Source organism: Sulfurimonas sp. HSL3-2 (assembly GCF_039645965.1).
Taxonomy (GTDB): domain Bacteria; phylum Campylobacterota; class Campylobacteria; order Campylobacterales; family Sulfurimonadaceae; genus Hydrocurvibacter; species Hydrocurvibacter mobilis.
In genome coordinates this window covers 752,812-765,334 of record NZ_CP147917.1, presented here as the reverse complement: position 1 = coordinate 765,334, position 12,523 = coordinate 752,812, and the positions used below count along the sequence as shown (strand labels likewise).

General features: G+C 42.0%; 12 protein-coding genes. All 12 read right to left on the bottom strand.

The features are described from left to right. Window positions 1-16: 16 nt before the first annotated feature. Complete coding sequence (ygiD, locus tag WCX87_RS03870) at window positions 17-778, bottom strand: 4,5-DOPA dioxygenase extradiol (RefSeq protein WP_345980727.1); 762 nt, start codon at window positions 776-778, stop codon at window positions 17-19. 11 nt (window positions 779-789) lie between these two features. Beyond that, window positions 790-1,359: a YceI family protein gene (locus WCX87_RS03865; RefSeq protein WP_345980726.1), complete on the bottom strand. Its 570-nt coding sequence runs from the start codon at window positions 1,357-1,359 to the stop codon at window positions 790-792. Window positions 1,360-1,407: 48 nt separating this feature from the next. Continuing rightward, complete coding sequence (locus tag WCX87_RS03860) at window positions 1,408-1,860, bottom strand: MarR family winged helix-turn-helix transcriptional regulator (RefSeq protein ID WP_345980725.1); 453 nt, start codon at window positions 1,858-1,860, stop codon at window positions 1,408-1,410. A gap of 75 nt (window positions 1,861-1,935) precedes the next feature. After that, the gene (locus tag WCX87_RS03855) at window positions 1,936-2,664 is read right to left on the bottom strand and encodes a DUF3108 domain-containing protein (RefSeq protein ID WP_345980724.1); all 729 of its coding nucleotides are present in this window, start codon (window positions 2,662-2,664) and stop codon (window positions 1,936-1,938) included. 111 nt (window positions 2,665-2,775) lie between these two features. After that, window positions 2,776-3,768, bottom strand: coding sequence for a lipid A deacylase LpxR family protein (locus tag WCX87_RS03850; protein WP_345980722.1), 993 nt, complete (start codon window positions 3,766-3,768; stop codon window positions 2,776-2,778). Continuing rightward, entirely contained in the window at window positions 3,768-4,850 is a 1,083-nt protein-coding gene (locus WCX87_RS03845; protein WP_345980721.1) for an ABC transporter permease, read from the bottom strand. Before WCX87_RS03845 ends, WCX87_RS03850 begins: the two co-directional genes overlap by 1 nt. Continuing rightward, complete coding sequence (locus WCX87_RS03840) at window positions 4,847-5,962, bottom strand: ABC transporter permease (RefSeq protein WP_345980720.1); 1,116 nt, start codon at window positions 5,960-5,962, stop codon at window positions 4,847-4,849. Before WCX87_RS03840 ends, WCX87_RS03845 begins: the two co-directional genes overlap by 4 nt. Beyond that, window positions 5,959-7,587 carry an ATP-binding cassette domain-containing protein gene (locus WCX87_RS03835; RefSeq protein WP_345980719.1) on the bottom strand — a complete coding sequence of 543 codons (1,629 nt, stop codon included), beginning with the start codon at window positions 7,585-7,587 and terminating at the stop codon, window positions 5,959-5,961. Before WCX87_RS03835 ends, WCX87_RS03840 begins: the two co-directional genes overlap by 4 nt. Continuing rightward, window positions 7,587-8,738, bottom strand: a complete 1,152-nt coding sequence (locus tag WCX87_RS03830) for an MFS transporter (protein WP_345980718.1) — start codon at window positions 8,736-8,738, stop codon at window positions 7,587-7,589. The genes WCX87_RS03835 and WCX87_RS03830 overlap by 1 nt, the downstream gene beginning before the upstream one ends. After that, a complete protein-coding gene (locus WCX87_RS03825; RefSeq protein WP_345980717.1) occupies window positions 8,735-9,886 on the bottom strand; it encodes an HlyD family efflux transporter periplasmic adaptor subunit in 1,152 nt (383 codons plus the stop codon). The genes WCX87_RS03830 and WCX87_RS03825 overlap by 4 nt, the downstream gene beginning before the upstream one ends. A gap of 141 nt (window positions 9,887-10,027) precedes the next feature. Then, on the bottom strand, window positions 10,028-12,049 hold the full coding sequence (locus tag WCX87_RS03820; protein WP_345980716.1) for a sodium:proton antiporter: 2,022 nt from the start codon (window positions 12,047-12,049) through the stop codon (window positions 10,028-10,030). A 98-nt stretch (window positions 12,050-12,147) separates the two neighbouring features. Next, window positions 12,148-12,522 (bottom strand): RidA family protein, encoded by a 375-nt coding sequence (locus WCX87_RS03815; RefSeq protein WP_345980715.1) that lies wholly within the window; start codon window positions 12,520-12,522, stop codon window positions 12,148-12,150. Window position 12,523 lies beyond the last annotated feature (1 nt).

Here is a 12,523-nt window from a genome sequence, read left to right as displayed (position 1 = left end):
TTTGTTCTCCTCTTTGTTAGTACACCATCCAGCTTCGCATACTTAGATTTCCGTGTTCGATCCCTTCATAGATAAAACTACTTTCATCTCCGCGCTGCATCGCACCTGCTATATAAAGCAGCGGTATATAATGTTCTGTAGTGGGATGTGCCAAGTGTGCATAACGCTGTTTTTTCTCAAACTCTATAAGTGTATCATACTCCCGTGCTAAGAGGGCATCTTTAATGAATCCGTCGAACTCCTCTGCCCACTCCGCTATAGGTGCATCTTTATCCCACAAAACAGCTTCTCTTAGATTATGTGTTACGTTACCGCTGGCTATTATCATAACATCCGATTCTCTTAATACAGCGAGTTTTCTGCCTAATTCAAAATGTTCCCGCATTGATAATGTCGCATCGATACTGAGTTGGATTACCGGGATATCCATCTTTGGAAACAGATGAAGAAGCACACTCCAGACTCCATGATCCAAGTCTCTGCTTTCAACTCTTAAAGAGGGGATCAGTCTTTTCAGTTCAGGTATCAAAAAATCTGCATTTTTTACTTGATACTTCACATCATAAAGTGCTTTAGGAAATCCGTACATATCATACAGGATATTATCTTCGCTATGTAAAGCCACTGCACTGTAGGGCGTGACCCAATGTGCAGAGATGACAAGTATAGCTTTTGGCTTTGTAAGTGTTTTACCGACTCTGTCCAACGAGTCCGTAAACTCGTTTTTTTCTATGGCGTTCATTGGATTACCGTGCCCGATAAAAAGTGCTGACATCATCTTAAGACCTTTTATTTTTGTAATATACCCTCTAGTTCTATACTCATCTTGACCTCATCGCCGACCATGACACCGCCTGCTTCAATAACCTGATTCCAGTTAAGGCCGAAATCTTTTCTATTTATCTTGCCTGATAATGACAGACCTGTTCTTGTATTGCCCCAAGGATCTTTTACTACGGTTCCGCTCGTCTCAAGTTCCATCTTCACCTCTTTTGTTATGCCGTGCATAGTCAGTTTCCCGTAAGCCGTATCACCCTTTACTCTTTCAAGTACATAACTCATAGTAGGATATTTCGCCGCATCAAAGAAATCGGCACTTTTGAGATGAGCGTCTCTTTTTGCATTGTCCGTGCTGATAGAATCGATATCCACTATTCCTTGCAAAGCTTTCAAACTGTTTGTCTTTTCATCATACTCAAACGTACCGCTAAACTTCTTAAACTCTCCCTTAACATTGGATATCATCATATGTTTGACTTTAAAAGCGACATTGGAGTGGTCGACATCGACTTTATACATTCCTGCAAACAGTGTCCCGAAACTTAGTGTTGTAGCCAACAATATTACTTTTAATCTCATAATCTATCCTTTTAAACTACTAATTAGTAGTATTTAGTCAAAAAAAAGCTAAAGTGATTTATTCAGCTTTCTTAACAGTTTAAACAAAGTCTCCGTCTCATCTTCGTCTAAAACCTCAAAGTACTCTTCAAAGTTTTTTGCATGACCGGGAAACAACTTCTCTATAATATCCCTACCCTTTTGAGTGATGGAGAGTATAGAAGCTCTTTTATCCTTTAAATCGGCAACAGAACTGATCCAGCCGTCTCGTTTTAGATTTCTGACGACAACAGTGACATTGCCCGGTGTCCCCATCGTAAGCTTTGTTATCGTCCCGATATTCATATCACCACGATGATACAACACTTCAAGAACCTGAAACTGGTTCATCGTCAGCCCGAATGATTGGATGTATGCCGATTCTTTTGCTCTTACCTTGTTGTATGTACGAAAAAGCTGTATCCATGTTTTCATGGAGTTGTCAGCTCTAACACCATAACTTTTTTCTAAATGAATCTTCAAAACAATCACCTCAGAAAAAGTATATTACTAATTAGTAATAATGTCAAGTAAAAAGTTATTTTCCTCTCTCTTTTTTTATTCTGCTTTTTTTGTATCGACGCTTTTTCTTTGGACTTTTGCACTTCCAAAAAAGAGGATCCCGTCGACATTCGTTTCAAATAGGATATTGTTCTTATCTAAGACGAATGTCACATCTTCTGCACCGCCTTCAAGATAATCCTTCTCGACTCTAACGCTGAAGATAAATTTGTCGTCCTTTTTCTCTATCAGTCTGATCACGACACCGTCTTGCGTATCTTCACTGCCTAATGCATGGATCAGTTTAGTCTCACCCTGTTTCATATAAAGCAGATTATTTCTTTTATTGAAAAAAACACTGACCATGTCATCGGGGTAGACCTTTTCTAACTCTTTTGTACTATTTTCTTCCACAATTTTAGCGGTCCTTTGACTCTTACCTTTAAAGACGTCAAACTTAAAATCTTTCTTATTCTCTTTTTTATATTGAGTGATTAGTGTTTTATTGTTGTCATAGTCAAATATATATGTTTTTGTTTTATTTTCATCATTGCTTGTCTCTCTCATGATGTACTGCATAGGGATCAGTTTATTCTCTTTGACTATACCGATACTCTCGATGATATATTGCTTATTTCCCGTCAGTTCTCCGACTATCCCGGTTCCGTTCCCACTTACTTTTATGTGGTAGTTCTTTCCATCGTTAGTGTACTGCAGAGTAGCCTCGCCGACTTTACCGAAAAAAGACAATTCTCCCTCGTACTGTAAAGTTATCGATGATGCCAAAGCACTAATGTATATTAGTAATAAATAGATGATCTTCATAAGAAAATCATACTATATATTTTGTCAATATTGGTATAAAATAAAGGATTACTGTAGTTGATATAGTGTTTTTTAAAACTGATAGGTATATGTCAGTCCACCGTATATGTCAACTGTCTTTTGACTTGTAATATAAGAGGACTGCACCTGATAGAAATATGTCAGTTTATGTGCATAGTAGTAAAAATCTCCTCCGAGATACAGTGAGCCGTTGACATAGTTCTTGTCTATATTGTACCCCTCGCTTTTTGCATCGTCCAAGATGTATGAGTATGCCAAAGCTTCGACGTTTACTCCCGTTGTCAATGACCACCCAAATCCCTTATGTTTGCCGTCTAGGCGTAAAAGAGATGCTTCCTCTTTAAGATAGGGATAGTGAACATTAAAGTTGTTCGTATAGTTTTTCCCAAAACGAAACATACTTCCGGCAAAGAGATCCGTAATATTATTCCCGGCCTGAAAACCGCCGTGGTTAAACCAGTCCATAGTAATGCCGTCGGAATTCACTTTCTGCCAGCTTTTCTCTCCATATCTATAAAGGGCATTAACCACATAGTGTGTTTTGATCTGAGTATCCCATCCTTGAGGTATCTTATTTCTTATCAGCCTGTGAAATGATTTTTGCAGATCTCCTGCTCCTGATTCTTTACCGACGACTCCAAGATCGACTCTGTACTCTTTAAAACTGTCTCTATCCCATTCAAATAAAAACATTGAAAGTCCCAGATATCCTGCATAGGGGATGTCATCGTACTGAGGAGTGGAGAGCGTCGTGTCTTTTGGCGTGAACATGATCTGGCTGAGACTTGCACCTGCAGTATAGTTTTTGTAATTGTCTATATTGACAGAGGGAATGGTGTCGACAATATGAAGTAAAAGAGTGCTGTAACCGCTTGAACTGTTAGAATCCACTTTATTTTTGTCACTGTCCAGCCAGCTCAGAGCAAAGCCGTTTGTGAAGTGTTTGTCCGCTCCTGCGAAGTAGTCGTTATAGAACTGTATCGAGAACTGGTCTGCGTAAAGAGTCACAGAACACAAAAGAGCCAGCCATCTCGACAAGCGCATCAGAACAGTCTTCCTATCTTTCTAAATCCTATCCAGTACAGAATGACTCCCAGACTCAAAACACCAAAGAAGTAAGGGTACAGGTCCATAAACTCTGTTCCTCTGTAAAATATACTTTCACTTCCCTCTATGTAGTAGCGTAAGGGTGAGAAGAGCGAAAAGAACTCCAGTATGGGATGCATTGCATACACGGGAGTCCATGCACCGCTTAAAAAGATAAGCGGCATCATTATCACAATGGAAAACTGTGCTACCTGCATGACATCTTTTGCGACAGCTGCCACAAAGAGCCCTATCCCTGCACTCGCAAACGAATACAAAAACGTCAGCAGCATAAATGCCCAAAATGAACCGTTCATAGGAGTATCGAAGATGTAAAAATTGACAATTCCAAGACTCAGTACGACGCCGAAAGTGACTATGATGACCTGAGAAAAGCTTTTAGCAAGGATGGTTACTCTCGGATCTATCGGCATTAAAAGCATGATATCCCATGTCCCCTCCTCCTTCTCTCTTACAAATACTATGGCAGTAAGTATCACCACAAGCATAGTGATGAGCGAGAGCAGTTCTGAAAGCGCCATAAAGGACTTGTTGTCGGAGTTTTGGTTAAAAAGTTTATGTATCTTCAGCTCGACAGGGATATCCAGTCCTTCAAATCCGAGCAGAATGTTTTGAAGATAAGAGAGTGTCGTAAAACCTTGAGAAGCCGACGTTGCATCAAGAAGAACATTTAACTGGGTATCTTTTTTCTGGCGGTAAAGTGTCTCAAAATCCGAGTCAAAGACCAGACCGACCATCACCTCTTTGTTAAAGATCGCCTGACTCAGATCTCTTTGCGAATTAAAACGGACAGCTCGAACGAACTCCGGCTGATGCAAACCTGAGAGTATCTTTTGACTGATGCCGCCTCCGCTGTTATCGACATAGCCTACAGCCACATTTCTTGGCTCTATATCGATGCCGTCTCCCGATACATAGATATCTATCGTAAATGAGTAAAGCACTAAAAGGACGAGCATAGGCGAGCGCATAAAACTCGCCATCTCTTTTGCAAAGACCACAAAGAAGATACGTATCATCTCATCTCCTTTTTAAGGAGTAATGCTCCGCTGCCAAGCAATACAACGACAAACCCTGCCATAATGAAAAGATAAAGCACTATCTTTGGAGAATCAAACCCCTGACCTATCAAAAATGCATCATAAAGGATATGGTTGTAGTACATGACCGGAAACATATGCGCTTCCACCCAAGATGCGCCCTGCATAGAGGAGATAGGCATCAGCATCCCTGAATATAAAAAGGCAGGCAGGATGGTTATGATAACGGTCATTACCACAGCTACGATCTGTCTGCTTGTGATGATGGAGATAAGCATACCGATACTCAGACTTATAAGCAGGTAAAGCTCGCTTGATATCCAGTAGAGAAAGAAGCTTCCCCTAAAAGGGACTTCAAAAAGCAGTGTCGCCCAAAGAAAGAGGATAAATATATTGATCGAGTGGAGCATAAACACAGGCAGAAGCTTCGCTATCATAAACTCGAACTTGCTGACAGGCGATGCGTAAAAGTTAAATATCGTTCCCTTTTCCTTCTCTTTTACGATGATGAGGGCAGTGAGGATCGCCGGTGCGACAAGCAGTACGAGACCGATGAGACCCGGTACGATGGCATCTTCGTCGCGCATCGCCTGATTAAAAAGCGTACGGGTATTAAGTGATATCATAGGGACATCCGTGATACTTTGCGCCATCGAGTATATCACTCCCTGCACATAACTTTGCATCGTACTTGCCCTGTTTGCAAAAGCCGCATCTATGAACACTCCCAGTTCACTTTTTTGACCCTTTACCAAGTTCTTCTCAAACGAGCTCGGGATGATAAGCACGATATCAGTCTTCGCCTGCTTAATGGACTTCATAGCCTCTTTTTCGCTTTGAAGTTTCAGTGTCGCGTCAAAATATTTTGAGTGCTGAAACTTCGAGATCAGCTCTCTTGAAAACTTGCTGTTATCGTAGTCGATGATACTTATCCTTGAATGGGTCACATCCATGGCTATCCCGTATCCAAAAAGGATCGTGACCATCGAGGGCATCATATAGACCATGATGATAAGACGTGTTCTTACAAGCTCAGTTATCTCTTTGAGTATAAATGCTTTTATGATCGATAACCGTATGCGGTGCTTCATCGTGTGACCTTATAGAATTCCAGGAAGATATCTTCAAAACTTTTTGCCTGAGGATACTTTTTATAGAGATTTTCCACGCTGTCGTCAGCTATTTTCTCTCCGTTTTTTAGCAGTACTATTCTATCGCAATATTCCGCTTCGCTCATATAGTGGGTCGTGATCAGAATGGAGATACCCCACACCTCTTTTAGTTTTTGAAGTATCTGCCAGAACTGTGCACGGGCCAGAGTATCCACCCCGCTTGTCGGTTCATCCAAGAAAAGTACCAAAGGCTCATGTAAAAGTGCTGCAGCGATCGAAAAACGCTGGTTGACACCAAGGGGGAGTTCACTTGGAAAACTGTCAAGATAGTGTTCAAATCCCAGTTCTTCGGCATAGAGTTTTATGCGTTCAATCGCTTTAAATACTCCGATACGGTGCATCCTTGCAAAATAAAGAAGGTTCTCTCTTACCGTCATATCTTTATAAAGTGCAAAATGCTGTGAGACATAACCTATCTTGGATTTAAGTTCCTGTCTGTCTTTTCCACTTTTTATCGTTTTGCCAAGCAGTGTGAGTTCTCCCTCATCTATAGAGTAGAGGCCCAGAAGCATCTTGATAAAGGTAGTCTTTCCTGCTCCGTTTGCCCCTAAGAGCCCCAGTATCTCTCCTCGTTTGAGCTGCATATCTATGTTCTTGTTCGCCACGAACGAGTTGAACCGTTTTGTCACGCCGTGAGACTCCATCACCACCATCGGGATCTCTTCACTGCTCTCTTTTTGTTTTATCTCTATATTTGCTATTTTCTTTTGCTCTTTTAGTGCATTGATAAAGAAGAGTCCTTCCAGCGTAGGCTCGGCTAAAGGAGCATCCTGCGATTGTAAAGAGTAGGCTGTATTTGCAAACGACAGACACTCCTCATCCTTACATGTAAGCGTTGCGGTGTACGTGTACGGGCGTATGGAGTCTATAAGTTCTACGGATGTCCCGCTTGCTATGATCTTGGAGTTGTGAAACAGGTGCACTCTGTCCATCTTTAAAGCCTCCTGCATATATGCGGTGCTTACGATGATGATCGTCCCCTCTTCCTTTCGTATGTTGTCAAGTATCTCCCAGAGCTCAAGACGGCTGAGCGGGTCGACTCCCGTTGTCGGTTCATCCAGGATCAAGAGCTTTGGACGGTGCAAAAGTGCGCATATAAGCGAGAGTTTTTGCATCATCCCACCGCTTAGCTGTTCCGCACGTCTGTCGGTAAAATCACTGAGTCCGGACATATGTAACAACTTCTCTTTGTAACTTTTCAACTCTGCATTGTTTTTCAGCCCCCGCAGGTCTGCGAAGAAACGGAGGTGTTCATCTACCGTCAAAGTATCGTACAGGACCAGACCTATCCCCTGAGGCATAAACCCCATCTGCTCTTTAATCTTCTCCGCCTCTTTTGCACTGTGGTAAAGATGCCCTAAGTAACTGATCTCTCCTTCGAAATTGGCTACTCCGGCAATTGCATGCATCAAAGAGCTTTTACCTGCACCGTCGGCTCCGATAAAACCGATGATCTCGCCGCTGTTCGCCTCAAATGAAGCATCGCTTAGAGCCGTTACCTTTTTATATCTGAGACTTACGTTCTTTACATGTAAGTCCGCCATTAAAACTTTCCTTTGACAAAGAACAGCAATGTGATGACAGCTGTCGCGACAAAAGAAAGAGTAAGCGAAGCATGCATACCATAGTGTTCCCAGATCACTCCTGAGATGTATGCACCCACTGCTCCAAAAAGAGCCACGCAGGCATAAAAAAGCCCGAAGACGACTCCTCTGTTATCGGCTGTTTTTGCGATATAGGAGCGGTTTGCATTGAGCGAGATAACCGTAAAAAGACCTAAAAAGCCAAACGCTATCCACGTAAACATAGGAGTCTGCAAAAATAGAAAAAACTGTGCAAACACCCCGCTTGTGTACGCGACACCCATCACTTTTTTTACACCGATCTTATCGGTCAACATCCCGAAGTAATAGCTTGTCAGACTCTGCATTGTTGTCGAGACCATAAACAAAAGAGGGATGACAAGAGTCGCTATCCCCACACTTTTTGCTTCCATCGTAAAGTAAGCGCTATCTAGTGCAAACATCATGTAAAAGAAGTAAAAGACAAGTCTTTTAGCAGTCTGCTTATCTTGTTGTGTGAGTCTGAATGTAAGTCTGGGTCCAATATCTTGTTTTTTTTGAATATCCTTGACAAAAAAGATTACGATAAATACCCCGATAAGTCCGGGGATAATCGTCGCCATAAAGATATTGCGCATCACAGTTTCGCTTTGTCCAAAATGGTAAAGCATCAAAAACAAAAAGAGTGCGCCGCTTAGTTCTCCTGCAAGGTCGAGTGTCTTATGAAATCCAAAAGTCTTACCGGAGTGGTCTTTATGCGAGTAGTGGGAGATAAGAAGATCTTTTGGAGCCGCACGGACCCCTTTTCCAAAACGCTCCGCACTTCTTAGTGCACCTACAGCAATATAATCATGGGCAAATCCAAAAAGCGGCTTACTTATGGTCGAGAGCAGATAGCCTCCGACCACCAAAGGCTTGACGACTTCGAACTTGTCGGCGATGTAGCCTGAGAAGATGCGAAGAGCATAAGAGATAAAGGTAGCCACAGCCACGATAAGACCGAGCTTATCCATCCCTTCATGCAAAACAATGACGACAAAAATAGGAAGTATGGGTGTGATCATCGCCGAAGCAAAATCGGTGAAATAGCTCACAAGTCCCATCATCACAACATTTTTGTTGATCGTACTCATATTTTAGGGATCTCACTTAGCGAGCTTGGCAGCCCCTCTCCGTCAAGTGAGACGATTCCGATAGCCGGGATACCAAGCTTTAAAAGCGGATTCACTTCTAAAGGTCTTAGATGCAGAGCATACACCCTTTGTATCCTGTCACTTTTGACACTCACATCTTTTGGTGTGAACTCAGCTTTTTGAGCGACACTCACCACTTCTGCTTTTATAGGCCTATCGGGATAAGCATCTAAAAATATGACAGCCTTATCGCCTATCTTTATCTTGCCGTTTTCAAGCGTATCGACAAATATCTTCAGATAAAGGCTTCTCGGGTCAATAAGTGTCGCCACAACCATACCCGGATTGATGACTTCACCTTTATTTGCGACTTTTTCGACTACAAAACCGTCAATCGGAGATTTTATGACCAAGTCGTCTATGATAATGCGCAGTTTGTCACGGCTTGCCTGTAAAGACTTTATATTGTTTTTTGCCGCTTCTACATTTGCATCAAGTGCGATTATCTTTTTATTTTGACTCTGTGCAAGTTTTAGGGAATACTCGGCGATATCTATACTTTTTTGTGCCTGCAAAAGTCTTTGCTGTTGTGAGTCGTAACTGTTCTTCGAGTGTTCAAGCTTTAATTTTGAGTACTCAAACTTCTGCTGGCTGATAAGGTTCTTTTCAAAGAGTGTCTGGTCACGGCCAAAATCCGTTTCATCCTGTTTTAGCTGCTCTTGAAGTGATGACAAAGAGTTCTCTAACTCTTTTTTTTGTGCATAAGCTATATCGATGGCTCTTGAAGCTTTTTTTATCTCCAAAGGAACACTCTCTTTAGTGATCATACTCTCTTGTGTAAGAGCTTTGAGTCCCTCTTTTGCAGAGTCTATCCCCTCTTGCAGCGATCTTAACTCCGCTTCATACTCATCATTTTGCAAAGCTGCCACTTTATCGCCGCTTTTGACGCTTTGACCGTCCACGACGTATATATTTTCTATACGGCCTGCATATTTTGTATTGAGAGCTATAAGGTCACCGTCGACATTTCCCGATGATGCCACAAGATTGTCTGCAAGTTTGACAGGGTTTAACTGCTTGTAGATAAGCAGTGATGCGATGGAAAATAAAACTAAGACTAAAACATAGATTCCATATTTTTTGATCACTTAGACTCCTTGTTTGTAGGGTTTAGTATACCATAGAGTTAGCATAGAATTAGATTAAAATCCTGCAAATAAAGAGCTATGTCTTACATGTAACGTTTTAAAAACGTTACACTATTTTAGTACGCTAATAGTATCTATCGTTTAAGAACGGTTCATACGCATCTTTGTCTCTATATTGTCTATAAGGTGCTGTGCTTCCGCATCTTCTAACACTCCCTCATGTTCCATCTGCCAGATCAGTGAGCGTTCATGGTTTAGCAGCAATCTGTTGGCAGATTTGGACTGAAGCTGAGTTATGAGATCCGGGTATTCTTTAGCAATATAACGGATATATGCAAACGTCATGGAACGGTTTTTATCTATCATATCCCTTACTTTATCACCGCTCTCCTGGCTTGGTTGGAGCTCTTGTATGTGCGATTCTACCTCATCTTGAGCGGTAACGAAACCTCTTGCCACGTCATAACTAAGAGAGAGATAGGTAAATCTCCAATTACTTACATACTCTTTCATAAACGGCACGCTGCTCATCCATTTTGGCGAGGTATGTGCTTTAAAGAGCTCTTCCAAGTCCGGACGAGGCGTGATCATAGGCGTGTTATCCAGTGCCTGTTCGACTGAACGTGAAAGGATAAAAGTAGCCTGTCTTCCTATGTGCCCCTCTTCAAATTGACGCCAGTAATCACTGCGCTCTATCTCAAGGAGTCTGCGCATAAAAGCGACCTCTATGTCTTCCTCTTCTATCGATTTTGAAAGATCTTCTCCTTTATTTATAAGAACGTCCAAAGAATCCAGTTTGACTTTATCGAAAAACGGATTGTGTCTTAATATCTTAAAAAAGCTCTGCATCTGCTCATTGATCTCCTGCTGTGCTTTTTGGACCGATGCTTCTTTAGCCGCAGGAAGTTTATCTAGATGCAGGACTTTGAGCAGCCACTCCATACTAGAACCGTTTATGACGATGCTTAAAAACACGATACCTGCCGTTAAAAAGAGTATCTCTTCTCTAAGAGCTATGGGAACATTTGTGTCCTGAGCCAGAGAAAGAGCCAGTGATAAAGAGACCGCTCCTCTTAGACCGCCCCACACTACGACAGCAGCTTTTTCTCTTGTGATCCCGACTCCTATCCTCTCTAAGATAGGCATAAGCACTGCGACCGTAACAGCACGAATAACCATAAGAAACAGATACAGAACTATCAGAATCACCCAAAGTTTCGGCGTATCAAACTTCGTATGGGTTATGATAACGATACCGACGATCAGAAATATCAGAGTGTTTGCCAGATAGGACAGCATCTCCCAAAACTGATGCAGGAAATGCGATATCTCAGGAGATATTCTCGTTCTGCCTAAAGTCGAGTACATCAAAGCTAACGCCACCAATGCAACGACACCAGAAACATGGACATACTCTGCGACGATGAAGGTCAAGTATGCACTGGATATAGAGATGGTTATCTCTATAAGCGGCTGGTTTATAAGCTTGCCTATCATCGAAAGACTGCTCCAGCCTATGAATGCGCCAATGGCCAGACCGGCTGAGACGACCCAGATAAACTCACCCACTACGGCTAGTGAATTCACCTCAACAGTAGTACCAAGAGCAAAGCCGTAAAAAAGTGTAAAAAATACGATGGCCGTACCGTCGTTAAGAAGAGACTCGCCGTCTATAAGTGTCTCAAGGCGCTTACGTGAACTCTTTTCTTTTAAAAGCGCGACTACGGCCACCGGATCGGTAGCACTGATCAAAGCTCCAAAAAGCAAGGATGCTCCGATGCCCCATGACAAGAGCCAGTGAACGGCAAAAGCACTGAGTATCATGGATATAATCAGACCCACAATGGCAAGAAGAGCGATCTGCGGGAGTATACGAAAAAAAAGATGCGGTTCCATCGAGTACGCGGATTCAAAGATAAGTGTAGGCAGGAAGAGAAACAAGATGAGATGCGGGTCTATTTCTCCCACTTGATGGATCATAACACTAAGCGAACTTTCACTGTCTATAATAGCAAAGTGGTTGATCGCGCCGATACCGATCCCCACAAGAAGCAAGATCACGGTATATGGCATACGACTTGTGCGCATCAAAGCTTTAAGAACTGCTCCGATGATAAGAGAAAAAACGACAAATACTATAATGCTAAGACCACTGCTATGCATAAGAAACCCCTTTTATCTTTCAATAAAACAAATTTGTACATAACAGTATAATAGCACTTCTAATATAGAATAAAAGTTATATTGTTTAAAACGTTATATTATTTGATAAGAGCGATAGCGTCTATCTCCACTAAAGCATTTTTAGGAAGCGTTTTTACTGCTACAGTAGAACGTGCAGGTTTATGAGAACCGAACGCCTCTGCATAGATCTCATTAACAGTGACGAAATCATCCATAGAGCTTAAAAAGATCGTCGTCTTGATCACTCTGTCCAAGTCGCTTCCCGCAGCTTGAAGTACCGCTGTAAGGTTTTTTAGCACCTGTTTTGTCTGAACGACGACATCATCTTCTAACATCACACCCTCTGGCGTCAACGCTATCTGCCCTGATGTATATACCACTCCGTTTGCCACTACTGCTTGTGAGTATGGTCCGATCGCCGATGGTGCTTTATCTGTTTGTACGTATTGCATA

Bases quoted from the DNA above. Each gene is read 5' to 3' on its own strand.
- WCX87_RS03850 (WP_345980722.1), bottom strand. From the start codon at position 3,768: ATGCGCTTGTCGAGATGGCTGGCTCTTTTGTGTTCTGTGACTCTTTAC.
- ygiD (WP_345980727.1), bottom strand. From the start codon at position 778: ATGATGTCAGCACTTTTTATCGGGCACGGTAATCCAATGAACGCCATA.
- WCX87_RS03835 (WP_345980719.1), bottom strand. From the start codon at position 7,587: ATGGCGGACTTACATGTAAAGAACGTAAGTCTCAGATATAAAAAGGTA.
- WCX87_RS03830 (WP_345980718.1), bottom strand. From the start codon at position 8,738: ATGAGTACGATCAACAAAAATGTTGTGATGATGGGACTTGTGAGCTAT.
- WCX87_RS03845 (WP_345980721.1), bottom strand. From the start codon at position 4,850: ATGATACGTATCTTCTTTGTGGTCTTTGCAAAAGAGATGGCGAGTTTT.
- WCX87_RS03820 (WP_345980716.1), bottom strand. From the start codon at position 12,049: ATGCATAGCAGTGGTCTTAGCATTATAGTATTTGTCGTTTTTTCTCTT.
- WCX87_RS03865 (WP_345980726.1), bottom strand. From the start codon at position 1,359: ATGAGATTAAAAGTAATATTGTTGGCTACAACACTAAGTTTCGGGACA.
- WCX87_RS03840 (WP_345980720.1), bottom strand. From the start codon at position 5,962: ATGAAGCACCGCATACGGTTATCGATCATAAAAGCATTTATACTCAAA.
- WCX87_RS03815 (WP_345980715.1), bottom strand. From the start codon at position 12,522: ATGCAATACGTACAAACAGATAAAGCACCATCGGCGATCGGACCATAC.